This is a genomic window from Infirmifilum sp. NZ, assembly GCF_022693705.1.
Lineage (GTDB): Archaea > Thermoproteota > Thermoprotei > Thermofilales > Thermofilaceae > Thermofilum.
The window spans coordinates 884,258-907,308 of record NZ_CP094288.1; the positions used below are offsets into that span (position 1 = coordinate 884,258).

Annotated in this window: 28 protein-coding genes; 9 read left to right on the top strand and 19 right to left on the bottom strand. The window is 49.8% G+C overall.

The genetic code is table 11. The features are described 5' to 3' along the window. The first annotated feature begins 17 nt into the window (after positions 1-17). Positions 18-800 (top strand): ATP/GTP-binding protein, encoded by a 783-nt coding sequence (locus tag MOV14_RS04760; protein WP_318538079.1) that lies wholly within the window; start codon positions 18-20, stop codon positions 798-800. Here MOV14_RS04760 and MOV14_RS04765 read toward each other — a convergent pair. From MOV14_RS04765 to MOV14_RS04780, 4 genes are all read right to left on the bottom strand, one after another. Then, complete coding sequence (locus tag MOV14_RS04765) at positions 797-1,495, bottom strand: orotidine 5'-phosphate decarboxylase / HUMPS family protein (protein WP_318538080.1); 699 nt, start codon at positions 1,493-1,495, stop codon at positions 797-799. The two genes, MOV14_RS04760 and MOV14_RS04765, sit on opposite strands and share 4 nt — an antisense overlap. A gap of 196 nt (positions 1,496-1,691) precedes the next feature. Further along, positions 1,692-2,642 carry a coiled-coil protein gene (locus MOV14_RS04770; RefSeq protein WP_318538081.1) on the bottom strand — a complete coding sequence of 317 codons (951 nt, stop codon included), beginning with the start codon at positions 2,640-2,642 and terminating at the stop codon, positions 1,692-1,694. Positions 2,643-2,748: 106 nt separating this feature from the next. Continuing rightward, on the bottom strand, positions 2,749-3,618 hold the full coding sequence (locus tag MOV14_RS04775) for a transcription initiation factor IIB family protein (RefSeq protein ID WP_318538082.1): 870 nt from the start codon (positions 3,616-3,618) through the stop codon (positions 2,749-2,751). Then, entirely contained in the window at positions 3,605-3,886 is a 282-nt protein-coding gene (locus MOV14_RS04780) for an H/ACA ribonucleoprotein complex subunit GAR1 (protein ID WP_318538083.1), read from the bottom strand. Before MOV14_RS04780 ends, MOV14_RS04775 begins: the two co-directional genes overlap by 14 nt. 102 nt (positions 3,887-3,988) lie before the next feature. Between MOV14_RS04780 and MOV14_RS04785 the strand changes: the two genes are divergently transcribed. The 3 genes from MOV14_RS04785 to MOV14_RS04795 are packed head-to-tail and all read left to right on the top strand — an operon-like array spanning position 3,989 to position 6,955. Beyond that, positions 3,989-5,218, top strand: a complete 1,230-nt coding sequence (locus MOV14_RS04785; RefSeq protein ID WP_318538084.1) for a C/D box methylation guide ribonucleoprotein complex aNOP56 subunit — start codon at positions 3,989-3,991, stop codon at positions 5,216-5,218. Further along, complete coding sequence (locus MOV14_RS04790; RefSeq protein WP_318538085.1) at positions 5,215-5,916, top strand: fibrillarin-like rRNA/tRNA 2'-O-methyltransferase; 702 nt, start codon at positions 5,215-5,217, stop codon at positions 5,914-5,916. Before MOV14_RS04785 ends, MOV14_RS04790 begins: the two co-directional genes overlap by 4 nt. Continuing rightward, entirely contained in the window at positions 5,888-6,955 is a 1,068-nt protein-coding gene (locus tag MOV14_RS04795; protein ID WP_318538086.1) for an NOG1 family protein, read from the top strand. The genes MOV14_RS04790 and MOV14_RS04795 overlap by 29 nt, the downstream gene beginning before the upstream one ends. Before the next feature lie 315 nt (positions 6,956-7,270). Here MOV14_RS04795 and MOV14_RS04800 read toward each other — a convergent pair whose 3' ends face one another. From MOV14_RS04800 to MOV14_RS04845, 10 genes are all read right to left on the bottom strand, one after another. Next, entirely contained in the window at positions 7,271-7,702 is a 432-nt protein-coding gene (locus tag MOV14_RS04800; RefSeq protein ID WP_318538087.1) for a translation initiation factor IF-2 subunit beta, read from the bottom strand. Between the two features lie 31 nt (positions 7,703-7,733). Beyond that, a complete protein-coding gene (locus MOV14_RS04805; RefSeq protein ID WP_318538088.1) occupies positions 7,734-8,294 on the bottom strand; it encodes a DNA replication complex subunit Gins51 in 561 nt (186 codons plus the stop codon). 240 nt (positions 8,295-8,534) lie between these two features. Continuing rightward, positions 8,535-9,104 carry a phosphoribosyltransferase gene (locus MOV14_RS04810; protein ID WP_318538089.1) on the bottom strand — a complete coding sequence of 190 codons (570 nt, stop codon included), beginning with the start codon at positions 9,102-9,104 and terminating at the stop codon, positions 8,535-8,537. A gap of 188 nt (positions 9,105-9,292) precedes the next feature. Further along, positions 9,293-10,276 carry a ribose 1,5-bisphosphate isomerase gene (locus MOV14_RS04815; RefSeq protein WP_318538090.1) on the bottom strand — a complete coding sequence of 328 codons (984 nt, stop codon included), beginning with the start codon at positions 10,274-10,276 and terminating at the stop codon, positions 9,293-9,295. Further along, entirely contained in the window at positions 10,266-11,246 is a 981-nt protein-coding gene (locus MOV14_RS04820) for a translation initiation factor eIF-2B (protein ID WP_318538091.1), read from the bottom strand. The genes MOV14_RS04815 and MOV14_RS04820 overlap by 11 nt, the downstream gene beginning before the upstream one ends. 54 nt (positions 11,247-11,300) lie before the next feature. After that, the gene (locus MOV14_RS04825; RefSeq protein ID WP_318538092.1) at positions 11,301-12,200 is read right to left on the bottom strand and encodes a ribose-phosphate diphosphokinase; all 900 of its coding nucleotides are present in this window, start codon (positions 12,198-12,200) and stop codon (positions 11,301-11,303) included. A gap of 24 nt (positions 12,201-12,224) precedes the next feature. Continuing rightward, entirely contained in the window at positions 12,225-12,539 is a 315-nt protein-coding gene (locus MOV14_RS04830; RefSeq protein WP_318538093.1) for an Rpp14/Pop5 family protein, read from the bottom strand. Beyond that, entirely contained in the window at positions 12,536-13,291 is a 756-nt protein-coding gene (locus MOV14_RS04835) for an RNase P subunit p30 family protein (RefSeq protein ID WP_318538094.1), read from the bottom strand. Before MOV14_RS04835 ends, MOV14_RS04830 begins: the two co-directional genes overlap by 4 nt. Next, complete coding sequence (locus tag MOV14_RS04840; protein ID WP_318538095.1) at positions 13,288-13,746, bottom strand: RNA-binding domain-containing protein; 459 nt, start codon at positions 13,744-13,746, stop codon at positions 13,288-13,290. Before MOV14_RS04840 ends, MOV14_RS04835 begins: the two co-directional genes overlap by 4 nt. Beyond that, entirely contained in the window at positions 13,743-14,300 is a 558-nt protein-coding gene (locus MOV14_RS04845; RefSeq protein WP_318538096.1) for a 50S ribosomal protein L15e, read from the bottom strand. The genes MOV14_RS04840 and MOV14_RS04845 overlap by 4 nt, the downstream gene beginning before the upstream one ends. Before the next feature lie 192 nt (positions 14,301-14,492). Here MOV14_RS04845 and MOV14_RS04850 point away from each other — a divergent pair, with 192 nt between their 5' ends. Then, a complete protein-coding gene (locus MOV14_RS04850; protein WP_318538097.1) occupies positions 14,493-14,651 on the top strand; it encodes a hypothetical protein in 159 nt (52 codons plus the stop codon). 46 nt (positions 14,652-14,697) lie between these two features. On the opposite strand, the gene MOV14_RS04855 is transcribed toward MOV14_RS04850, so the two are convergent. After that, the gene (locus tag MOV14_RS04855) at positions 14,698-15,885 is read right to left on the bottom strand and encodes a 50S ribosomal protein L11 methyltransferase (RefSeq protein ID WP_318538098.1); all 1,188 of its coding nucleotides are present in this window, start codon (positions 15,883-15,885) and stop codon (positions 14,698-14,700) included. Between the two features lie 61 nt (positions 15,886-15,946). After that, positions 15,947-16,867, bottom strand: coding sequence for a helix-turn-helix domain-containing protein (locus tag MOV14_RS04860; RefSeq protein WP_318538099.1), 921 nt, complete (start codon positions 16,865-16,867; stop codon positions 15,947-15,949). 132 nt (positions 16,868-16,999) lie between these two features. On the opposite strand from MOV14_RS04860, the gene psmB reads away from it, so the two are divergent. Together psmB and MOV14_RS04870 are read left to right on the top strand one after the other, a co-directional pair. Beyond that, positions 17,000-17,767, top strand: coding sequence for an archaeal proteasome endopeptidase complex subunit beta (gene psmB / locus MOV14_RS04865; RefSeq protein ID WP_318538100.1), 768 nt, complete (start codon positions 17,000-17,002; stop codon positions 17,765-17,767). Positions 17,768-17,807: 40 nt separating this feature from the next. Beyond that, positions 17,808-20,183, top strand: coding sequence for a DNA-directed DNA polymerase (locus MOV14_RS04870; RefSeq protein ID WP_318538101.1), 2,376 nt, complete (start codon positions 17,808-17,810; stop codon positions 20,181-20,183). A 28-nt stretch (positions 20,184-20,211) separates the two neighbouring features. Here MOV14_RS04870 and MOV14_RS04875 read toward each other — a convergent pair whose 3' ends face one another. Genes MOV14_RS04875 through MOV14_RS04885 form a run of 3 tightly spaced genes read right to left on the bottom strand, consistent with a single transcriptional unit; the run spans position 20,212 to position 22,160 of the window. Continuing rightward, entirely contained in the window at positions 20,212-20,865 is a 654-nt protein-coding gene (locus tag MOV14_RS04875) for a hypothetical protein (protein ID WP_318538102.1), read from the bottom strand. 2 nt (positions 20,866-20,867) lie between these two features. Then, positions 20,868-21,134 carry a hypothetical protein gene (locus MOV14_RS04880; protein WP_318538103.1) on the bottom strand — a complete coding sequence of 89 codons (267 nt, stop codon included), beginning with the start codon at positions 21,132-21,134 and terminating at the stop codon, positions 20,868-20,870. 54 nt (positions 21,135-21,188) lie between these two features. Continuing rightward, positions 21,189-22,160 (bottom strand): ATP-binding protein, encoded by a 972-nt coding sequence (locus MOV14_RS04885; RefSeq protein ID WP_318538104.1) that lies wholly within the window; start codon positions 22,158-22,160, stop codon positions 21,189-21,191. Between the two features lie 49 nt (positions 22,161-22,209). On the opposite strand from MOV14_RS04885, the gene MOV14_RS04890 reads away from it, so the two are divergent. After that, positions 22,210-22,635 (top strand): OB-fold nucleic acid binding domain-containing protein, encoded by a 426-nt coding sequence (locus MOV14_RS04890; RefSeq protein WP_318538105.1) that lies wholly within the window; start codon positions 22,210-22,212, stop codon positions 22,633-22,635. A 37-nt stretch (positions 22,636-22,672) separates the two neighbouring features. After that, on the top strand, positions 22,673-23,011 hold the full coding sequence (locus MOV14_RS04895; protein WP_318538106.1) for a hypothetical protein: 339 nt from the start codon (positions 22,673-22,675) through the stop codon (positions 23,009-23,011). The last annotated feature ends 40 nt before the right edge of the window (positions 23,012-23,051 follow it).

The window sequence follows — 23,051 nt, forward strand, 5'->3', positions numbered from 1 at the left end:
TTTAAAGCTTGAAAAGCATGCAGATGCTAGTCTTTATAATTGGACCTGCAGGATCCGGTAAATCCACCTTCACAGCCAGTTTTCGAGACTGGCTGCAAAGCCAAGGAGCGCCAGTCACAATCGTCAATTTAGACCCAGCGGTCGAAAATTTAGAGTACGTTCCGGACGTAGACATAAGGGAACATGTTTTCGTGCGGGAAGTTTTAGAGGAGTATGGACTTGGTCCCAACGGAGCTATTATCGCCGCGGTCGATATGTCTATAGAGCATCTTCCTTCACTGGACAGGAGCATAGACGATGCTCCGGAGGGCTACGTTCTCATAGACACGCCGGGTCAAATGGAGCTCTTCACATTCCGGCAAAGCGGTGGTATAATCATTAACTCCCTTTGTAAGCCTAGCCGGAGGTGCGCTTCGGTATTCATTTTAGACGCCTCCCTTTCTTCGGATCCTTACAACCTAGTATCTCAGATATTTCTCGCTGCTTCTGCATTCTACCGCTTAAGACTACCACTCGTAGTTCTGCTAAACAAGATGGACGTGCTTAGCGATGCCGATAGACAGAGAGTCTCCGAGTGGCTCTCGAATCCGGAGATGCTTGAAGAGGAAATTTCCAGGATGCCCAGGGATTACGACGCGCACTTCTCAAGGAGCGTTACTCGCTTGCTCCTAGACTTCCTCGACATTATTCCCGTAGTGATGGTTTCTGCGAAGAAAAGCCAAAACTTCGAAGAAGTTTACTTCCACCTACAGCAAATATACATGGGTGGTGAAGATTTCGAGTTAACCGTTAGGGATTAGTCAAAAAATTCAAGGATGCGCTCTAGTGAGGGGTTCGACGTAATGTATCTACCTACAACGTAGATATCAGCGTCGATTAATGCTCTGACTTCTCGCACGAGTTGCGGGGTTAAGCCTCCTGCAACGGCCACCTTAGAAGCCGGTAGAATCCCCCTAATGTACTCCACCACACCCACTATATCCTTGAAGAACTCCTCAGCCGACCTCCCCCTTTCTTCGTCAATGCCCCGGTGGAACTCGAACACAAGCTTATCCTCCGGGAAAGATAAGTTACGCACAAGCGACGTAACTACATCGGCACGCGCTTTTAGGTCTGTGACACCTATAAAATCGACGACGACGCTCTTGCTACGCTCCATAGCGACTTCTAAAACGGACCTAATGGTGGATCTTGGAGCCATAGCGAGAACCGACACGCTGTCGGCAAAGAAGTCAAAGGCCAAAGAGGCCTCTAGCCTTCCCACGTCAGCTATTTTCAAGTCAGCCATCAAATGGGTGCCTGGAGATGAGAGCTTCAGCTTCGGGAGTATGGACAGCCCAAAAAGTTTAACAAGAGGGGTTCCTGCCTCGACTATTAGCCTCTCACAGCTGAGAGCTCCACTACGGCAAGCACTGTTCACGGTGCTTGCAATTTTTAGAGCCTGAGCTTCGTCTGTAACGTCGATAGCGATTTGCAAGGAGTATGGTTTTGCCATACAAAAGGAGTTGCCCCTACGCTGAAAAATTAACGTTGCGGCTTTTGAGTGCTGACTAGAAGTCAGATAAACAATTATGATATGATTGAATCAGACAAGCACCGCTCCGGCACTCTCACAGCTTTGGGCCCACAATTCAGAGTTAGGTTCAGAGAGCTTGAGTGGAGACAGGAAAACTAGTAAGAATTTGAAGGCATCACTGCTCCTGTAAGTTGCGGTTCAGCATATTAAACTCGAAGAGGAGTTTAAACTCATCCAAGGATAGCGCTTCTCCTCTCTTGTACTTTTCGTAAGCCTCTAAGGCCTTTCCATAGAGCAGTTTCTTACGCTCCTCCAGGTGCTGTGAAAGCTCCTTAGCTTTCAGTAGCACTGAGACTCTCTCCAGCTCCTCGCGTACCGCTCTCTCTTCTTGGAGGAGCGTTAGAAGCTCCTGGTGGTAAGCGTTTGCTTTCTCCCTAATGCTGTCTCTCTCCTGGCGAAGGTTTTGAATCTTCTGGAACAGCTCATCGCGCTGAGCTTTCAGCTTCTGCACCTCCTCCTTCACCTTCAGATACTCTGACACGATCTGTTTAAGCTGCTCGCTAACCTGCGCTATCTGCTCTTTCAGTTGAGGAATGCGTTGCCTAGTTTCCTCAATCTTTGCCCTAAGTTCATTGAGGTGTTTTACATTAACGTAAATGGATTCCAGGCTTCTGATCTTGTTTATTATGACCTTTTCAACCTCGGGGGGCAGAGTCATTGTTTGGTACTGCCACTCTAGTTGCTCTATTCTGCTTCTAAGCTCGTCTTCATCGTAGTTCTTAGATCCCAGGAAGCTTCTAAGTGCCTTATACTCGCCGTTGAGTTTCTTTAACTCTTCACGGGCTTTGTTCAACTCGTCGATGAGCTTCTTTCGCTCCTCGCGCGTAGAGACAAGCCTATCGTAGAGTTCCTTCTTTTTCTCTATAAGCTGGGAGAGCTGCTGACGGAGCTGTAAGAATTGTTCACGGAGGTTTTTAATCTCGGCCGAGAGTTTTTTCACCTCACTGTTGGCAATATCTCTATTTGAGCGCGTCTCTGAGATTTTCGCATCCAGCTCTTGAAGCTTTCTTCTGAGCTCATGGAATTGCTGCCGCAATGCCTGAATGTCCTCGTCGACTATTGTCATATAGTCACCGTACGTCCAAGCGAGTTTCGTTGCGCGTGCATGAAGCCTTATGCCACTCCTTATTTAAAGTTATGTCCTTAAAAACGTTTACTTAGTTACCTGGATCTCATATACCCACAGTTAACTCGGCCTCTTCAGTAATCTGTTTCAAGACCCTCCTGATAGTGAGTGTAGAAACATTGGCCGACTTTGCGACGATATCTTGGCTAAGCTTAAATCCCAGCATTTTAATAAAAAGATAGACCGTTGCACCGGCAACTCCTGATGGCTTAACCCCCTGAAGTATCTTCGCTAGGCTATCAGCAGTTTTCGCTAGAACATGCATCGGCATATCGCTGAGAGGGTTCTCTCTTTTACCACTACGTTGACTTTCAATTCTCAACCTGCTTAAGATGGATGGCAAGTGCTCACTTGGTTTGCGCACGGCCCTGGTCTTGGCAGGTTGAATGTAGCCTTCTTTAACGAGTACCCGGTACGTTCGGTAAACCTTTCTGACATCTGCACCAGCTATTCTCTCTAGCTGGTTCTGCGTCAAGGTGACGTTCGGGTATCTCTTCAGGACGTAAAAAAGTAGAGTTGCGATGATGAGCTTGTGGCTTCTGCCTTTCAGACCACCAGCTTTCCTTATTTCTCCGAACAGTCGCTCAACTTCTGTCATGACGTAACCTGGGATGTTGAACTCTCTTTGGACCTGCGAAAGGTAAGAAGAGTACTCTCTGTTCTTGCTGGATTCGCGGGATAGTTCTCGGCTCCCTAATAAGTGTTTGATGCTTATAGCCCTTGGAGTTGTGTCCGGGTTCTTGGGCATTCTTTCACTGTGGACCTTCCTCAAGTACTCTTCCTGGGACCGAGGCTTTAGCGGCTCTGCGACAGGACCGTAAATATAGCCACAAACAGGGCAAACGTACTCACCAGTTTCCGGGTTAAACATGGGAGGAGTTGTTGTACCGCAATTCGGGCATCTATTTCCTGCCACGGCCCTCCCCGGCTCTCTTCTTGCCCGCGTGTCTTGGATTTCCCTTCCAGTAGAGAACCTTCCCGATAAAGGCTTCCGGCTTCCATCGGCTCTCATCTACTTTGACCAGAACAAACGGCGAGTTAACAGGCCCTATTACATCATAGACATAGCCTACTACCGCCATTTTCTCATCGTAAACCTTTTCCCCAGGTACCGGAACTTCTTTGGCCTCTACCAAGAGGTTTTTGTTCCGCGTAAACAGCCTCACCTTGCCTATAGGCCTCATAGAAACTCTCAGAAGACAGGGAGTTACGCACCTAAATCGATTTCGCCTCAAAGTGCGGAGAATTATTTATATTATGCCATCGTTAATCTCCAGAGTGGCACCATGGCTAAAGCATACTTGTTGCTAAACCCCCTTGCTGTATACTTGCTCGATGAGGGGGGAGAGGCTAAAACGTTCTACAAGCTGTACAGAGATGATATCTCCCGAGAAAGATATCTTGAGCTCCTCTACGATATGGAACAAGGAAAATTACCAGAAGAGATCCTGGAGTTTATTGCAAGAAGCGTTGAACCCGGAGACGAGCTGGTCGTTGAGGACAGCGATCTGGGGAGGTTCATCTCATCTAAGCTAAAAGATGTTAAGGTAGTACCTGCAGCTGGAAACGAGGTAATGCTAAAAGCTAGGGAAAACATAGCAAATCTCATCGAGACGTCTCTCGGAGTGAGCGCACAAAAATATTACAGTTTGCTCCACGAGTTGACGCTTCAGCTAACTCGGTTAAAGGTTAAGGAAGTTGCCGAAAAGCGGGACCTGTTCGTCGCCCAAGCGATCAACGCGCTGGATGATGTAAACAAGACAATCAATCTGTTCGCCTCTAGGGTTCGAGAGTGGTACAGCCTGCACTTCCCAGAGCTAGATGAGCTTGTAGATGAGCATGAAGACTATTTCAGAATCGTCAGCAACATAGGATTCAGAGACAAGATAACTAAGGAGAAGCTACTCGAAATTGGATTGAAGGAGGACCTAGCTGAGAAGATAGCGAACGCAGCTAAGTCCAGCATGGGAGCAGACCTCACGGAATTTGACCTCGAGGCGATCCGCCTTATATCAGACACAGGTCTCAGACTCTATGCAGTTAGACGTAGCCTTGAGAGGTACATCGACGAGGCAATGTACGAAGTCGCACCGAACATCAGGGGACTTGTAGGCTCGTTGCTGGGAGCGAGGCTCATTTCACTAGCTGGTGGCTTGGATAAGCTTGCCAAGCTGCCTGCCAGCACAATCCAGGTTCTGGGGGCTGAAAAGGCGCTTTTCAGGGCGCTAAGGTACGGTGCAAAGCCGCCTAAGCACGGCGTAATTTTCCAGCACCCCTTGATCCATAAATCCCCGAAGTGGCAAAGGGGAAAAATCGCTCGAGCCTTAGCTGCCAAACTAGCTATAGCAGCACGCATAGATGCATTTTCCGGTGAGTACCGCGCTGACGAGCTCAGGGAAGATCTTGAGAAGAGGGTTGAAGAGATAAAAACGCTATACGCCAAACCCCCAGCTAAACCTGAAAAAACCACTAAAGCTAGAAAGGGTGGTAAACACCATAAGGGTGGTAGAAGATGATCAGAGCGCTGAAAGTTAGAGAACATGAGGAGTTTCCCGGAGTCTACGTGGTAGACTTTGAGGACGGGAGCAGCAAGCTTGCTACGATTAACCTAGCGCCTGGAATCAAGGTCTACGGGGAGCAACTTGTCAGCATTGGAGGCAAGGAGTACAGGATCTGGAATCCCTATAGAAGCAAGCTTGCTGGAGCAATATACAAAGGCCTAAAGACGAATCCCATTAAACCAGGTACCAAGGTGCTATACTTAGGGGTGGCATCAGGCACCACTCCAAGCCACGTTTCGGACATTATTGGGCCATCGGGTGTTCTATACGGAGTAGAGTTTGCTCCAAGGGTGATGAGAGAGTTCATCGAGAAAGTTGCCGTCCACAGGAGCAACGTGATACCACTCCTAGCAGACGCCAGGTTTCCATCGAAGTATGCACACTTCGTTGAGGCGGTAGACGTCATTTACGCCGACATAGCTCAACCCTTCCAAAGCAAGTACGTTGCAGACAACGCTGACATGTTTCTAAAGAAGGGTGGGTGGATCATGATGGCAATAAAAGCGATGAGCATCGACGTAACAAAAGCACCGTCTGAGACCTACAAAAGGGAAATGGATGAGCTAGAACGCCGCGGGTACAAAGTTAAGGAATCTTTACACCTCGAACCATACGACGAGGCGCATGCCTTCGTCGTTGCCCAGAAGCTATAAGCACGCTGTGACAACAGTGGATATCGAACATTTAAAGAAAAGGATGGTACTAGTCAACCCAGATCCTCATGTTCTCTTCGATAGAGCAGTTGAAGAGTGTAAACGACGCCCTCCACCTGCTCGGAGCGGGAAAAAACTAGAGGTGATAAAAAAAGACAGCCTGAGGTGCATTGAGAGAGCTCACAGGTTCCTGGATGTGTATTTCGGAAGAGTAATCGAGACGTGCCCCTTTATCGAAGACCTTCATCCTCTTTTCCGCGAATTACTACTCCTTAGCGTTAATGTAAATGACTATAAGGTATGCCTCTCTAGGTTAAACTCCTCGCGGAAAATTCTGCTTAAAATTTTTCGAGAGGAGGCAAGAAGGGTTAAATCGTCGGAGAGCCCAAAGGAGGTATTACTGGCGCGCAGAAGTTTTTTCGGAAGAACACTCTCGGTTCTGGAGACACTCGATAAGTGCTTAAAAGAAATTAAGCTAGCACAGCAAGCGTTTCTGACGCTGCCAGAGCTCGACGTTAAGCTTCCTACCGTAGTGATCGCCGGAGCCCCTAACGTCGGCAAATCCACCCTGCTACGGGCGCTAACGAGAGCCAAGCCCAAGGTGAGTCCCTACCCTTTTACGACCAGAGAGCTTATAGTAGGTGTCCTCGAACGCAAAGGCTTAAAGATACAGCTAGTGGATACTCCCGGGCTTTTGGATACGCCACTCGAAGAGAAGAATAAAGTCGAGAAGCAGGCGGTACTTGCTATTAGGCATATCGCGTCCTTAATATTCTTCGTGGTCGACCCGACCGAGTCATGTGGTTTTCCACTTGAGTTTCAAAAAACAGTTTACGACCAGCTATCCCTCAACTTTCCTGGTATAAAGATTGTTAAAATTGCCAACAAGATAGACATCGCTACCAAAGAGCACGTCGAGAAACTTGAGAGAGTCTTCGCTTCCGCTGATTTCATACACGTGTCGGCTGAGAAAAAGCAGAACATCGAAAAGATATTCGAAGCCCTCGACTCGCACTTCTCCTTGCCCTATCAAGGTTGAGGCGGAAAATTTCGAGCACAACTTGGTTCCAGCACTCCCCCGTGTTGAGACTATTTCCCGAAGAAAAAGGTTCCGGGAGCTGTTTGAGAAAACGACAAGTCAGTGCGGCCTCCAAGAGGCACGGCGTGGGCAGAGTAGCTGGCTAGAGAGAAACCCAGCCCGCGGTTGGTCTCCGCGCTTAGCGGCGCTCTCCGGCAACCCCGATAACCGCGGACAGGAGGCTTGCTAGCAATACCAACCTCGAGATACCCCAAAGACAGGGGATGGTGAGTAAGATTAAGGGAGACTGTGGGGAACAAAAGGGGATATAGGCTCCTAGAATGGTTTTACAGGCGAGATGGCTCCACACGCCATGCATTTGATCGACATAAGTTTCTTTTCCTTGACGAGCAGAGTATCTGGGCTCCCACAGACCGGGCACTTCACATAGTCATTAAAGAACCTTTCAAGGAGCTTATTTAGGAGCTGTGGCGATGTTTCGCCTTGAATAACGGCAACACCCTCCTCGTAGTACCCTGGGAGGGCCGTTTCCTTAAGGATATAGCGTAATAGAACCTGAGGTTCTCTGTTCAGAAGCTCTGCAACGTTCTTAAAATTCGTTATGTAGACCCTCTTGCCGGAGATGGTTACCTCAAACCTCGGTAAAGTGAACCTTTCGCCAGAACTCTTAGGTCTCCGCCTTGGTAACAGCTTGTATGCCCGTTCAAGTAGCTCTTCATATGCTGGAAAGCTATCTTCTGAGGCCACGGTACTGGTACCAAGTATATCCTGATAAATATTACCCTTTCAACTCGCCGGGGATCTCCTCCGCGTATCCTGAGGCAACCAGCTCCTTAGCTAGCCTTTTAGGCAGGTAAGCGACATCCCCTTTGCCGAATGGCCCTAGGCTTAAGTCGTGGTCGACGATCTTAGGATAAGGTTGTAGGAAGAACACTAGAGTCTTTTCTTCCCTCTTTCTCGCTTGGGTGCTCCCTGCACTTCTGCCGGCGACCGAGACCCTCTCCTTCTCCTCTGTTCTTTGATACACCTGGGGATTAGCGTTGAAGGTCTCTAAAGCCGAGATAACTTTCTCAAGCACCTCTCTCTCAAGACGCGGAAGTGAATTAACATTCTGCTGGAAACTCCCTCGATAGATGAGGCTGATCTCCTTAATTAGTCTGATGAGGAAAAGAGCCCTTAAGGTTGAAAGAGCAATTTTAACCGTATGCTCCACAGCACTCTCTCTGCGTAAGTACTCTACAACTTTCTCGTAGAAGTCCTGTTCCAAAATTTCTAGGTCGGCGTTTAACATCTCATTGATGAGCTTTGTGAAGATCGTTGCAAAGTCCACTTCAGCCACCGTTCTGCTCTATATGCGCTCTTTCCCAGTCTAGATCCCGCCGCGGCCCTTTAAAACGTTGCGCCGTTCCACGTCCAGAGGTTCCTCGCATGCTTAATCCATCACGTATAATCCCAGCCTGGTTAAGGGGCGGAGCTTTTGGGGTCAGCACTGGAGGAAAGCGTTCTTGCCACGTGTTGTGCAGGAGGTTCGAGCTTGGGAAAGCGGTCATTTGAGGCGCGCTCCCAATAGGTGTGCTGTTTATCGCTTCGAGTTCTCGACGATGTTTTTAATGTCCTCTATCACCTTTGAATCAATGCCTAGAAGCGACCTGTACTCGTTGGGTATGCTTTCAAGTGTTTCTCGGATTTCGTAGGGGAATACCGCCCACTCTTCTATCACGCGCACGAAAAAGTCAGGCCGAGTTTTCGCCCAAGGCTTTACATAGAGAGCAGCGCTTCTAACCTCTCCTGGATTATGTGCCGAGATGTATTTTAAAACGAAACTTAGGGTAGTCCCGCTGTCAACAATATCGTCGACCACGAGGACGGGTTTGCCTTGTACCTCATCACTATTGATGGAGCCTTCCAAGATTGGCTCTTTCGCTGCAGTTCCAATGCCTTCGTAGAGCCGTACAGAGACGTTGGCGATCCTGCGTATCGACAGGAAGTCGGACAGTAATCTGCCTACGACTAAACCTCCTCTGGCAACGACTACTAGAAGCTCTGGATGAAAGCCGGCGAAAGCTATTTTCTTAGCCAACTCTAAGGTATCGTAGAAGAGCTCGCTCCAGGTGATTTTGCGTAATTTTAAGGTTCCGAAACTAGCCATAAAACGTAATCTCATAGGGCAAAAAAGTTTTTGCCCCTAAGATTGCTCGAAAACGCTGCCTCTCGACTCTATTAGATCTCTAAGAATACAGAGCTTCACGACGCGTAATACGAAATATTCGTTTTGCTCAACAAGTTGTATTCCAGGATTTAGCTGATAACTCACGCCAACACATTAACAAATGTCAATCATGCATCTTCCTCGACACTACGAACGGTATCGTGAACAGCCTCCCTGCTATACATCTCCTCTAAAACGAGGAACGAGGCCTGTGGAGGTATTAAACCTATTTCGGTGATTATCGCGGTCACCAGTGAAGGAGGAGTTACGTCGAACGAGGGGTTGAGCACCTTGAGCCTCGGGTTTTTGGCCAGAAAAGTTCCAGGAAGCACCTCAGCGGGCGATCTCTCCTCTATGACTACGGGCTCACCCCACACAGTGTAAGGACTAAACTTGTAAGTCTCTGTCGCCACGTAGAAGTCTGCTCCTCTTTCGCGCGCTATAAGAGCTATCAGGCTCGTTCCTATTTTGTTTACAACGGCGCCGTTAGCGGTCACCGTATCAGCGCCAACAATCACTTTGTCCACATCCTTTATGATACTCCTAACAGCGGAGTCGGGGATAATTGTAACTTCCACGCCTTTATCTGCTAGCATCCTAGCTGTTATGTAGCCTTGGAAGAGCGGCCGTGTTTCCGTTGCTATAACTTTAACCCTCTTACCCTGCCTGAAGGCCTCGCTTATTATCGACACAACTGCCTGGCTATTGCAGTGAGTCAGCACAACCTCGTCGTCGTGCAACAGTCTACTTCCTATTTCCGCTATTGCCTCTACAGCTCTTTCGGAGTAAGCAATGAAGCTGTTAGCCCGCTCTACTACTACTTTTTTGGCCTCTTCTACGCTTTGCGCGACGTTTAATCTAAATAACGGTGAAATAACGTAGCTGACGGCGTTGGGGAGCGAGACGGCTGTAGGCCTCGTTCTAACGATGTAGTCGGCTACGGACTTCATGTACCTCTTGAAGTCTTCCAGAGAGTCCCCGGAGTACTTCTCAGCCGATATCCGCAGGGCTAGTGCACCAGCTCTAGCGATTCTGCCAGCGCCCCTCACCCTCATGTCCCTGATGTCGCTGGCTATGCGCTCAGCTTCTTCGGGTATCCCATCAACCGCCATAAGTCCCTACCTTGGCCAGCGCAGTGAGAAGGTTTTCCAGAGGGGTCGGTTTGGGCGGCCATCCGTATAGGTCACGGACAGTCATTATCACAAAAGACGGGGCTACGAGGCCCTTCTCCGTTATTATCGCGTCAATGTATTCTGGCGGTGTTACGTCGAATAGCGGAGCCCTTACTTTTACGCCCTCGATCCCTCTCTGTGCCAAGTAGTTTTTGATCTCAGTGGTGTCTGCCTCAGGGATCTCGACGAGCCCTCCAACGAGGGTCTCGGGGCTGAATTTTAAAGTTGATGTGACGACGAAGACCCTGACGCGCGCCTCGTGAGCGGCCAGTGCTATCTGGCTGGAGCCGACTTTGTTGACGTTAGCACCGTTGGCCGTCACGCTCTCGGAGCTCAGCAGAACCTTATCCACGTTCTTCATAACATAGCGCACTGCGGAGTCGACGATGAGTGTCACGTCGCAACCAATACCAGCAAGCTCTGCCGCAAGCCTAACTCCCTCGCTACCAGGCCTCGACTCGGTCACGATCACCCTGATCTCCTTCCCGCCTTTGATCGCTTTCTCGATAGTTTTTTTCACGAACACGCTGTACGAGGCGGTCAGAACAGTGTCGCCATCCTCTAGACGTTTCTCGGCTATGGAGGAGGTTTCCTCGACGGTTGCCTTGATCCTCTCCTTGATTTCCGCAACCTTCGACGACGCTTTTTCGAGAACGGATTCCGGCGACTCACCACTGTACTCGAGTACAGTTTTAGCGAGCTCACGTATGCTGTTAGCGAGAAGGGCAGAAGTGGGTCGTGCTCTCACAATGTGCAGCGCCAGCTCAGCGAATTTATCGAGTCTCTTCTCGAGTGTGAGAGCCTCCAGCATTTTGTCCATCGCGTAAAATACGACCTCCGTCGAGCTGTGTATTCTCCCCGTTCTTATGTCCTCAACAACTCTCCCCCACTCCAGCATGCGAGTCCTCATCTAGTAAAAAGATGCCGCATGCCGCGAATAAAACCTTCCGGTATTGGCTGCTCGTTACGGAGACATATCAATCAATGCATTGGCAATCGGCACCGCGACACTTACCCTGGCGAACTGATTTGCCACGCTATCTGTTGCTACTATGTCTTTAACTCCGGCTGACACAATCTTAGCCTCAGCCCCTGCAACGAAGAGCCCATGGGTGCATGCGGCGATTATTTCTTCAACGCCGTATTCCCTTAAAGTTAGAGCCGCGGCTGCTATAGTAGTGCCAGTGCTAATGATGTCGTCCACTATCACCGCCTTCTTTACCTTGCTTACCTCGCCCCTTATTCTTACATCCTCATCCCCTTTTCTTTCCTTCTCCAACACAAGGTAATCGGCACCGATCTCCTTCGAGAAAATCTCGGCCCACTGACGCGCTTCCTCATCAGGGGCTACAACAGTAAACCCTTCACCGTAGTTTTTGCTCACGTAGCGTGCTAGCTCCCCCATGCCTGACACGTTAATGGCTTTAATCCTGAATACCTCTCCAATGCTCTTAACCCTGTGCAGGTGCATGTCGACAGTTACCAACGCGGAGATGCCCAGCGCCTCCAAGAGCTCTGCGACGATGCTCAGGCTCACAGCTTCCCCAGGACTGAACTCCTGATCCTGTCTAGCGTACGGGAAGTACGGCATTATCAGAATCACCTCGCGAGCACCGACCCTCGTAAGGGTTTTCACGGCGAGTACCGCCTCAATGAGTGCATCGTTGGGCCTTCGGCCCGAGCATATGGCTAGTGCTACCCTCTCTCCGCGAACTTCCTGCGGCACGCGCACGTAGAGCTCTCCGTCCGGAAACTCTCTCGTGACCAGAGGCTTAAACGTAGCCGCAAGGTGTCTAGAGAGCTCCATTGCAAGCCTGGTACAACCGCTTCCGGAGACCACCACCAGGTCTGTTCGAGGCTTCACGCCTCAAAAATCCCAGCTTAACTATTATTGTTTTACCGGCGGGATGCTCACAGCTATCCTCATAGCTTTCCTAGATGTACCGGTTGTCTTAACGACGATAAACGAACACTCAGCGTCAAGCAAGAGCGATGCTCGGAGAAGCTTTACGCCCTCACGCTTGACCCGTAGAACGAAAACACCATTGCCTGTCGCGTACACGACTTTTGGAAGCGTCCGTGAGAGACCGCTAACCCCAAATAGGAGAAGAACGTAATTTTTCACGCGTTCTTCCACCTCCCTGGTCGAGGCTCTAACGTTTCTGCTTCTTACAACAAGGTACCTGTACTTGTTTTCCCTCACCCTGCTTTACCCTCTACCCTCACACCTTCCACCGGTCGAATCCCCAGTCTTTTCTCAACGTTCTCGTTTAAACGCTGCTCAATAATCTTTGAAATAGAGGTAGCCACGAACGTGCCGTCCAGGTTCAGGACGAGCTCGGCGAAGGCTATGAGGGAGCGCGGATCCTTTATCCCCTTATCGCCGCTCGAAATAAGCACTGGGACCTTTTTTCGAGAGAAATTGCTCAGTAGACTTCTAATTGACGAGATATTTTTGGCGAGAACTTGGGCGTCCTCCGCTAAGAGAGATGATGCTATCACTTCTACGAATTTTCCGTATCTCAGGATGTACTCGATGTCTCCTTTATACAGCTTCGGTGATATTAGGGGTTGCATTGTGACGATATCTACCCTACGATCCCTACTGGAAAATGCAGCAATCTCTCTCGATATAGCTTCAACCGATACTAGGTCGCAGTAACCTCTGATACGAGGAAGCATTTTCTTCATCTCTACCTGCCCTAAACCGGTGAAGTGGCAACGGAGGTATACTCGGTATCCCACGCTTTGCAGGTCATCTATCATGGAGCGTAACTTTACCACGGCATCCTGGAGGGTTTTTGTGTCTAATTTTGGTGTGATACAAAAGCTGGGAATACAGGCGTAGTAACCAACCTCTTTCGCATGCATGTAAAGGTTTTCAAGAACTTCTCTGGAGGGGGTTTCGATCCTGCCACAAAATACATCGTGGTATCTCCTCTTACGCGAGCTCATAACCGTACTCCCTGCTCCTTCAGAACCCTCTCCAAGTCTTCGCTTCTCCGAATGTTCGGCTTTAACTTTATCACACATTTTATGACTTCATCCCCGCTACTGAGTTTAATGGAACCACGGTAGGCTTCCTGCTTGTCGAAGCGCAGGTACAGCCTACCCTTAGCGAAGCGCGATTGAAAGTCCTGAAGAACACTCTGCGTGTCCTTACTCGGCATTGACGAAAAAATGTGTAGAGCGATTTTATCAGCCTCCTGCTCACCGTAAATCACTCTGATGAGCAGAATAGGGTTACCGTAGAAGCCGTGCGTCACATGCTTCGTCATGGGAAGGTCGCTGACACTCCTTAGCTCTTCCGGTAGCAAATTAATTAAAGCCCGAAGAACGCGTTCTTCTTCTTCAGTCGCGTGAACAGAACACGAAAACTCAACGGAGACTGCGAGTCGCGATCTACTCATTGGCTATTGGTCTCCTCGCCAGCCTGCTCTTCTAGCTTAGCCTTCTCCAGAATCTTGAGGAGCTTCTCACGGGTAACTCTATAATCCTTCCGCGTTTTAAAGCCGGAGATCCACCTTCTCTCGAGGTCCGACTTCACCACAGGGTGGTTGGGGTCCGCCATAACGACCTCGTACCACTTGTACATTCCGTCCTCGCCTACCCAGTAAGAGCCTAGCACGACAAGGTTGGGGAATTTTCTAGCTGCCCTCTCCTCAGCTATCCACTGCGCACTTTTGTGAGGACTGTACCCGTAGACGCCCATTCTTTTAGGCCTTCTACCGCTATCTGGCCGGGGCCTGTTAAGGCCGCCCTTTCTGACACGAACCCTGACGATGACATAACCCTGCTTAGCCTTATACCCAAGTGCCCTGGCTCTGTTTATTCGAGTCGGCTTCTCTACCCTTACCACGCTCGGCTCTTTTCTCCAGAGAATCAGCCTTTCCTTCATCAGCTTACCGTGCTCACCGCTCATCGGCCTTTTCCAGATTTCAGCTAGATACTTCTGGTAGCCCATGAACACCCTGGAGACGTGTATCAACGGTGCTTTTTAGCTTTTCTATTGTCTCTTCCCATGTTTAACCCAAGCTTTCTCTTATCCCGAGGGTTAGGAAGGGGGAAAGGCAAGTGCACGAGCAGCACTCGTAAGCCAGGCTCGCAGTTGTCACACTGAGTGTGAAGATTAATCTTCAGCACGCACTCCAGCATAATGGCGGAGGTAAGCGGCGGGATCTGGGATCGCATGGCCAGGTGGCTCAAGGCGTGCTGGCTCGGCTACAGCGTCGAGGAAATGCTGTGCGGCAGGGACACTTCAAGGATGCTTAGGCCTGATCGACGCGGAGCCTTAGATGCCTTCTGTGGGACATGACCGTGGCGATGCGACCACTTACCCTCGATCTGCAGAAATTGTTGCTCTATCGAGCTTGCCATGCCTCGAGTATGTCAGCTACATTCGCTGTGGTTCTAAAGCCCTTTTCGTCGAAGTGAGTTAGAGAGGAGGGGTACCCTTTCAGTGCTAGTTGTTCGACCAGCTGTCGAGCTGAGCGCTCCTCAGCCAGCTTATAAGTCGAGGCGACATTCTCGGTAGTGTAGTACAGTGGAGGCTTATCCCGCTCCTGGTCTATCTTTGTAGCTACGGATAATCCTTTCCTGCAAAGGTTCAGCTCAGCTTGACGAGCCATGTATTCCCGGGAGATCTCCTGGGAGGCTTCCGAATCCCACAGTTCTCCGATCCACACGGGGCCTCCAACTACCCACCCACCGCCTGCCAGACGTCCACCGCACATTTCGGAGGCTTGTGACAGAACTACGAGCCGACGCTCGAGAGTCTTAGGGTTATAGAGGATAAAGCCCAAGTTTTCCTCCAGGAAACCGCTTCTCTCCTTCTTCTCAACGATCACGCAGACTCTAATGTGGTGGTCGAGATAATAGGAGTAAAAAGGCCTTATAACCCGCCCAAGCTTTGCCGCTTCGCGGGCAATAAAGTAGAGCAGCACTCTCACGGCCTGCTCTCGAGAGAACTCAGCCTCTAGTGCTTTCGAAAAGTACTTTCTTATACAGGCCGAGGGATAAATCCCTAAAAGCGGGGGCAAATCCGTGGCAGTAGCGCACAGGAGTCCTCCATGCCTGACCGCTCTTAAAGCGGGGTGTATGAAGGGTGCAGGCGTACCAAATGGATCAAGGTCTACCACTTCGGCTTTCGTAGAGGCTAAAATTTCGTGAGCCTCTTTACTAAAAACCTTTACAACATCCGTGACACCGTTCAAAGCCACATTTTCCCGAGCTAGGAGGGCGGCCTTCGGGTCAACGTCATTAAGTATAACCTGTGATACACCTGGAACCTCGAGAACATAGCGTATTCCGCGAACACCTGTGCCCGACATAACATCGATTACAGAAACCTCCTTTCTCGCTGATAGTTTAACATACGCCGAGAGAATTACCGTTGAAAGATCCCTGGAGCACTTCATACGAGGGTTGTAGAAGACTGGAGCCCATGCCGGATCCACGAAGCCCCTGCTGTTTGCATACGATTTTAGATCGCAGTGACGTATAACGGCCTTCCCCTCTCTACTTTCGGTCAGCGGGCAGGGCTCGCTCATGAGGCAAGTCGCCGTTAACTTTTATGGATGGATGAAAGTCTTCATTTCTTGTCACGCTGAACTACGAGGGAGCAGGTGCGCCAGACGCGGTTTTTCTCAGAAAACCCAGGATAACATCCCTTATCTTATCCGGGCTCTTCGAATACACGAACATTAGGCTCTCACCAGGGGCATCGTCCCGTTCGCCGGCTGACACCACTATGAGCCTAGTTTTCGTGCTCTCCGACACCATGCGGGCAATATCCACTTCTTCTGACGTTGGATCCTTCTTTATCGCAACCTTAACCTGCGTACTTTCTCTAACGTACTTAACCCCAGCGTCGAATGGAGCCTTGTTGAATAGGAAATCGATAAAACCGTGCTCTCTGAGCTCTCTGAAGAGAGAGCGCAATAAGGCATCTCTCGGCTCCATCCTAGGTGCCTTAATCTTGTCGTTGAAGATTTCCTTCAAGGAGTCCGCTGAGGCTTTCTCAAAGATCTCGTCGCCGAACATCTCCTCAAGTTTTAGCGCCACATCTAGGCTAACGTCGCTTCGGCCTTCCTCGTAGTTAATTATGGTCCTGCTTGTAACTCCGACCATTCTCGCCAGTTCACCACGACTAATCCCCCTTTTCTCGCGCATCTCCCTAAGTTTTGATCCTTTAATTTTCACATAGATGCCTCCGTGAGAAAGGTAGATCAATGGGATTTCAGCTCCAGAAACCATCGATTTAAACGTGTCTTGACTCAAAACGGGAAGGTTGTGGCGTGAATAAACTATGTTTTCCTCAAGCTTTTCGTTATCGATCCTTTCCGCCAACACGATCGGAAGAGCATCTAAAAAGTTTGCCATGCTTTTCAGAACACCTGCAGTGCTCGGTGAGATCGTCGAGGCGTCGTTGACCTCCTTGGTTATAATCACCCTCTCGTTTCCCAGAATCACTATACTATCTAAGCAGTATTCCCGTTTTGGCAATCTAAGGTGGACTCTCTGTTCCTCCATGAATCCTGTTTTACTTAGGGGAAACTCCCTTTAAAAAGTTTCTACCACGGCCTCAAACTCGTAGGGCTAATATACCGTTACGGCGACTCATGATTGCCTCGAAGAGAGGGGCTGGCCGTTGAGGGGGCGCATGTGCCGGATGCAGCCAAGAGGGCTTTAGGGGCTCAGCGAAGCCCGAAACGGGGCTTTCCAGTTCCTTTTTCCTTGCACCTTCAAAATGTTGCGGACCCAGTGCCTGAGACTTTCGACACGCTTATAGCTTACTTTTTGCTTGTGAACAAGGTGGTTCAAACGTCTGCTGTTGAAGTCTTACCTGGAACGACGGTGGGTGTTAGAGTAGCTGATGGAGTTGTGTTAGCGGCAGAAAAGAGAGTCTCCTATGGATTGTACTTGATGAGCAAGTCTGGGAAAAAGGTGTACAGAATACTTGACAGAATGGGACTTGCAAGCGCAGGTTTAATGGCCGACATGCAGACTCTTGCAAGGATCGTTGAAGCCGAGATGAGGATCTACGAGCTAGACGCAGGTATAGCCCCTAGCGTGTGGACAGCCGCCAAACTGCTCTCCTACGTCCTCTATGAAAGGAGACTCTTCCCTTACTACGCAGAACTGATCGTTGGAGGAATAGACGAGACAGGATCACACCTGTACTCCCTAGACCCAATCGGAGCGATCATTGAGGATGATTATGTGGCTCTCGGATCTGGAACACAGTTGGCTATAAGCATCATTGAGAGTAACTACTCCAGTTCCATGTCGGTGGAAGACGCAGAGAAGTTAGCCATAAGGGCGGTTGAGGCCGCGATGAAGCGTGATGCTGCAAGCGGGGATGGGATTGACGTCTTGACGATATCGAGTAAGGGGACGTCAGAGAAATCCCTAGCGTGGCCTTTGCACTAGGTTTTTAGGCTCACTCCTCCTTATAATTCCCTGAGTATTAATGGCTAGTGAAGAGGTTTTCTGGATACTCGATGTGAACTACGAGGTTGTAGGAGGTATTCCAGAGGTTCGCCTTTGGGGGGTTTCCGAGAGCGGTGAGCGGATAGTCGTAATAGATCGCAGCTTCAGACCTTATTTCTACGTTCTCCCTTCCCAGAGAAAAGTGACAGACGATTTTTTGAGAAGAGTGCTTTCGAGCCTAAGTGGGGTTAAGACCCTTTCGGTTGAGAAGGTCGAGAGGAAATACTACGGAACACCTGTCGAGGCTGTCAAAGTTGTGCTGGCGGATCCTCGAGACGTGCCTAGAGCAAGAGAGCTCGTACCCAAGGCAATAGGCGTTGAAGAAGTCCTCGAGGCCGATATCAGGTTCTATATGCGTTACATGATCGACACCGGCGTTAAGCCTAGCTCGTGGCATATCGTTAAGGTTAAAGAGTTAGAGAGGAGCCGCGAGTGGAGAGTCGACAGGGCGTATCTCGCAGTTGAACCTCCGAAACCCATTGATGAACAGAGGCTCCCGAATCTTAAGATATACGCCTTCGACATTGAGTGCTACAATAAGTTTGGAGAGCCGAACCCAGACCGTGACCCCGTGATTTTAATCAGTAGAGCTACCCGCGAGGGAGTCGAAACCTTTGAGGCTGATGGAAATGATGACGAGAGGCTTATCCGCGAGTTTGCGAACGACCTCCTCTCTCAAGACCCCGATGTTATTGTTGGCTATAACAGCAATCGCTTCGACTGGCCATACTTGCTTGCACGCGCGCACAGGTCGAGGATGAGGCTCGATGTGTCTCGAGGCGCTGGAGAGCCCGCCCAGAGTGTATATGGTCACTACAGCATTGTTGGAAGGGCAAACATAGATCTGTACGACTACGCAAGCGAGATCCCCGAGGTAAAGGTCAAGACCTTAGAAAACGTGGCCGACTACCTTGGAGTCGTTAAGAAGAGTGAGCGCATTCTAATAGATCCACTATCGATTTACGAATACTGGGATGATCCATCAAAGAGAGACTTGCTGAGGCGTTACAACCGCGACGACGCTGTTAGCACGTTTAAGCTCGCTGAGGTTGTTCTACCCTTCGCGGTGCAGTTATCGAGCTTGGTCGGGCTTCCTCTCGACCAAGTGTTCGCCGCATCTGTTGGTAATCGGGTAGAGTGGCACCTAATCCGTCAGGCCTTCCTTTACGGAGAGCTTGTTCCCAATGTTAAGGAGCGCCCCGAGGAAACGTACCGGGGAGCCATAGTCTTGAAGCCGAAGCCGGGCGTACACGAGAATATAGCGGTGCTCGACTTCTCTTCAATGTACCCGAACATAATGATAAAGTACAATGTGTCCCCTGACACGTTCGTGCCTCCGGGAGTTGATGTTCACCCCGACGAGGTTTACACAGCCCCCGAGGTTGGCCACAGGTTCAGGAAAAACCCACCAGGCTTCTACGCAAAAGTGCTATCAAGCCTACTTGAAGCAAGGCGTCAAATAAGGGATCAGATGAAGCACTTGGACCCAAAAAGCGAGATGTACAGGATTTTGGACGAAAGGCAAAAGGCGATAAAGGTAGTGACCAACGCTACATATGGGTATAGCGGTTGGAGCCTAGCTAGGTGGTATATGCGCGAGGTCGCAGAGGCAACAACGGCCTGGGGCCGCGAGCTAATTAAGAGCGCACTCGCCTACGCTCAGAAGATAGGCCTTTACGTGCTTTACGGAGATACCGACAGCCTGTTCGTCAAATACGACCGGGGTAAAGTAGAAGAGCTCATAAGGTTTGTTGAAAAGGAGCTAGGGTTCGAAATAAAGATCGACAAAGTTTACTCGAAAGTTTTCTTCACGGAGGCGAAAAAGCGGTACTGCGGTCTACTAGAAGACGGAAGAATAGACGTGGTCGGGTTGGAGGCGGTGCGCGGTGACTGGGCGGAAATATCTAAGGAAATACAGGAAAAAGTCATTGAGATCGTGTTACGCGAAGGGGATCCGTGGAAGGCCGTTGAGTACGTGCGAGCGATCATAAGGGATCTCGAGTTGGGCAAGATACCTATCTCGAAGCTAATCATATGGAAGACACTTTCAAAAAGTCTCGACGAGTACGAGGTGGACGCCCCGCACGTTAGAGCGGCTAAAGTGATGGTGAGCGCCGGTTGGAAAGTCGGTAAGGGATCGAAGATCGGCTATGTCATAGTAAAGGGAGGGGAACGGGTCTCGGAGAAAGCCCTACCGTTTTTCCTCGTTAAAAGCAACTCGGAGGTGGATGTAGAGTACTACGTTAAAAGGCAGATCGTGCCAGCCGCGCTACGAATCCTAGAGTACTTCGGGATAAAAGAAGAGCACTTCTACACGGGCAAAAGGCAGCAGACTTTGTTCGATTTCATGGGCTAGGCAAGGCTACAAAGATATGTGAGGGGGCTTAAAGGAAGTCTATTAGAAGTATGTGAGCGTTGCTCGTTAGCTCATAAATCGTGTCGGAGCTGTCTTCAAGCATCTCTGCGATGCTCAACAAAAGAAGCGACGTGCTGCTTGACACGTTTGAATCAAGGATGCTGAAGATCGTATTACGATAGAGGCCGTCAATTTTGTTCTCATAGTCTGAGATCCTTCTTATATCCTCCAGTGCTTGAGGGGGGCTGGACTGAAGCCTGTTAAGAAGATCATCCATTGCGCTGAGCATCTGCTCGAGTTCCTGGCACATGTCCAGAAGGCCTGCCTGAATGTGTGCTGGCACAACCCAGTTTCGCTCAATGAGGAAGCTCAGCCTGTAAGTTATGCCGCTCAGCTTGTCTATAACCTCCATTATGCGTGAGCCTATTCTGACCCACTCCTCCTTATGTTCAAGCACGCGCGAGATCTTGGAGAGGTAGGTTAGGTACTCTGTCTGAAGATCCTTTGTCTGGTTTTTAGCTGTCTGAGCGTGCTCTAGGAGCCTCTTCTGCTCCTCCCGTTGCGCGGGGTCGCTCAGACTTTTAAGCACTCTGCGAATGTCACCGAGGATTTCCTGAGCGATAGTGAGCTCCCGGCGAAGTATAGAGATCAGCCTTGCGTCCGCTATAGACACATTGGACACCGCTAACCACCCGCTCTAGCCCTGACCGTGGCTATCGTGTAATCTGCGACGCCCTGCATTTTAAGCTCGTCGGTGTTACACCACACTTCGTTCGGCGGCACTTTATCGTTGGGTTGAGCCTGGAAATACAGCTTCTTCTTGCCCGCTATCACAACCTCGATGGCTGATGATATCCCCAGCTCCGCCATCATTGACGGATTCATGTAAGCCTTACCTTCAGGTACCTCGTCACGCCTTCTAAGCCTCAGCCTGCGCTCCTTCCTTTGCATCAAGACACCCTGGGAAAAACGATGGCTTGTAATATATTTTTACTTTTCACGCTCTTAAAGCCACTCCGACCGCCTTACCCTAATCTTTCTAACGCGACCGGGAGAAATCGCATAGACAACGCCTTTTCGGGAGGCTAGGCGTGCCTCGCCTATTTCCTCTCTTTGGAGGCCGAGCTTCATCAAGTCCTGGGGGTTGGGATTATGAATGAGTATTAGCTGGCAGTTCCTCAAAACTCGCTCGGAAACATCATCTACCCTCTGTGTTACAGCCACAAGCTGTTCCCCGAACTTTCGAAGCTCCAGGAAGAGGCGCTCGCCGATCGAGGGGGCTTCCCACTTCGCTTTGTACGGCACAACATTCCATGCTTCTTCAATAACGGTCACGTGCACAATGCGGTTTGAAACGCCTCTGTAGTAAACGGCGAAGTCGTACAAGTGCCTTAGCAGAACAAGGACTAGGAGGACTCTGTACCTTAAAGGCATAACACTTAGGTCAACCACGGCACTTTCATCGAAGAGAAAGTATGGAGGGTCATCCCCGTTTAAGACCTGCCCTAGGACCCCGTCGTTCAGAATTGCCAGCCGCCTTAGCAAAGCAGCCTTAATGTCGTAGTCTTTCCAGTCCTTGACGGGTTGCTCCTCTATTGCGGCAATTAGAGTTGAGAGTTTGAGCGGTGGTTTAATCTCGCGAAGGCTACGCTGAAGAAGATACCACTGAGGCTCTGAGAGCTGAAATACCTGTGAGAATAGATCCACAACGAACTCAGGATCATGCTTTAGAGTCTCACCTCTTTCCAGGATATTCATCGAGAAGTTCTCGCCCGGAACATAGCGTTTAAGCCCTTTGTACTCTCCGTGCCAATCCAGTATCAGCACTTTTACACCTTTTTTAAAGTACTCCTCAACCAGAACTTTCGCGGTGTTTGTCTTGCCGCTGCCCGTAGGCCCCACGATAAGAATGTGGCTCTCGGGTATCCGGAGCACGGAGGGCAAATACTTTGACAGGTTCACTTTGAGGGATTTCACGTTGAATTAAAGCTGTGAAAAATAAAAGCCGAAAAGAGTGCATAACAATGTGTTGCTAAACGGGTACGTCAGGGTGCTTCCTAAGGAAGTTAGCCCTGAGAACGTCGTTCGGGAAGGTCCTGTAGCTTTTTTAAAGCTGTCTCTCGGAGAGGTGGAAGTTAAGACGAGGAAGCTCTGCACAATAGGTTTTGTGACCAGTATACAGCGTGGTAGCACCTACACGGACATTACCCTCGCACTGGAGAGCGGCCAGGTAACCGTAAGGGTTTGGGACACTCAGGGGGTGGGAGACCTCCTCGAGGGCCTTAAGAAGGACTCCAAGGTTCTCGTTTTCGGAGTTCTCAGGGAGTACAGGGAGCAGATATACATCTCGGCTGTCCTGCTAAGAGCTGTAACAGAGGAGGAAATCTCGAAGTTTAAGAGGAAGCTATTCGCGGACAGGAAAATCCTACTGAACATAGCCAAAAAACAATAATAGCAAGTTCTCGTGAAGAAATTCAGGGTGTCTCTCCATGCCGGAGAAGAGGAAAAAAGAGGAAAAACAGCCTCAAGGAGTCGATTTGATGAAGTTTTTCTCGAGCCAGGAGGAACAACCCCAAGCTGCCGCGGGTTCTCGCCCTGCATCTCGAGAAGAAGCTCTCCTTACAGAAGAAGTGGAAAAACTCCTGCTTCAACGCATTAAGCAAGAACCCTCCGGTCTGACAAGAAGCCAGCTCTATGAATGGAGCAAGAAAAGAGGAGTCAACCCCGCCTCATTTTACAGAGCGTTAACATCCCTAATAGAGAAGGGGCTAGTTCAACGCAAGTTTGACTCAACCCGTGAAGAATACGTGTTTATAGCCGTACATTAATGAATGATCCCGGTAGCCTATTGAGGCTTTCAACTCAGAT

What these genes read in the sequence shown, in the direction of transcription:
- MOV14_RS04845 (WP_318538096.1), bottom strand. Translation starts at nt 14,300, where the DNA reads ATGGGCTACCAGAAGTATCTAGCTGAAATCTGGAAAAGGCCGATGAGC.
- MOV14_RS04895 (WP_318538106.1), top strand. Translation starts at nt 22,673, where the DNA reads ATGCCGGAGAAGAGGAAAAAAGAGGAAAAACAGCCTCAAGGAGTCGAT.
- MOV14_RS04795 (WP_318538086.1), top strand. Translation starts at nt 5,888, where the DNA reads ATGCCTTCGTCGTTGCCCAGAAGCTATAAGCACGCTGTGACAACAGTG.
- MOV14_RS04790 (WP_318538085.1), top strand. Translation starts at nt 5,215, where the DNA reads ATGATCAGAGCGCTGAAAGTTAGAGAACATGAGGAGTTTCCCGGAGTC.
- MOV14_RS04815 (WP_318538090.1), bottom strand. Translation starts at nt 10,276, where the DNA reads ATGGCGGTTGATGGGATACCCGAAGAAGCTGAGCGCATAGCCAGCGAC.
- MOV14_RS04835 (WP_318538094.1), bottom strand. Translation starts at nt 13,291, where the DNA reads ATGAGCTCGCGTAAGAGGAGATACCACGATGTATTTTGTGGCAGGATC.
- MOV14_RS04785 (WP_318538084.1), top strand. Translation starts at nt 3,989, where the DNA reads ATGGCTAAAGCATACTTGTTGCTAAACCCCCTTGCTGTATACTTGCTC.
- MOV14_RS04840 (WP_318538095.1), bottom strand. Translation starts at nt 13,746, where the DNA reads ATGAGTAGATCGCGACTCGCAGTCTCCGTTGAGTTTTCGTGTTCTGTT.
- MOV14_RS04765 (WP_318538080.1), bottom strand. Translation starts at nt 1,495, where the DNA reads ATGGCAAAACCATACTCCTTGCAAATCGCTATCGACGTTACAGACGAA.
- MOV14_RS04860 (WP_318538099.1), bottom strand. Translation starts at nt 16,867, where the DNA reads ATGGAGGAACAGAGAGTCCACCTTAGATTGCCAAAACGGGAATACTGC.
- MOV14_RS04760 (WP_318538079.1), top strand. Translation starts at nt 18, where the DNA reads ATGCAGATGCTAGTCTTTATAATTGGACCTGCAGGATCCGGTAAATCC.
- MOV14_RS04770 (WP_318538081.1), bottom strand. Translation starts at nt 2,642, where the DNA reads ATGACAATAGTCGACGAGGACATTCAGGCATTGCGGCAGCAATTCCAT.
- MOV14_RS04810 (WP_318538089.1), bottom strand. Translation starts at nt 9,104, where the DNA reads ATGGCTAGTTTCGGAACCTTAAAATTACGCAAAATCACCTGGAGCGAG.
- MOV14_RS04820 (WP_318538091.1), bottom strand. Translation starts at nt 11,246, where the DNA reads ATGAGGACTCGCATGCTGGAGTGGGGGAGAGTTGTTGAGGACATAAGA.
- MOV14_RS04780 (WP_318538083.1), bottom strand. Translation starts at nt 3,886, where the DNA reads ATGAGGCCTATAGGCAAGGTGAGGCTGTTTACGCGGAACAAAAACCTC.
- MOV14_RS04855 (WP_318538098.1), bottom strand. Translation starts at nt 15,885, where the DNA reads ATGAGCGAGCCCTGCCCGCTGACCGAAAGTAGAGAGGGGAAGGCCGTT.
- MOV14_RS04850 (WP_318538097.1), top strand. Translation starts at nt 14,493, where the DNA reads ATGGCGGAGGTAAGCGGCGGGATCTGGGATCGCATGGCCAGGTGGCTC.
- MOV14_RS04870 (WP_318538101.1), top strand. Translation starts at nt 17,808, where the DNA reads ATGGCTAGTGAAGAGGTTTTCTGGATACTCGATGTGAACTACGAGGTT.
- MOV14_RS04880 (WP_318538103.1), bottom strand. Translation starts at nt 21,134, where the DNA reads ATGCAAAGGAAGGAGCGCAGGCTGAGGCTTAGAAGGCGTGACGAGGTA.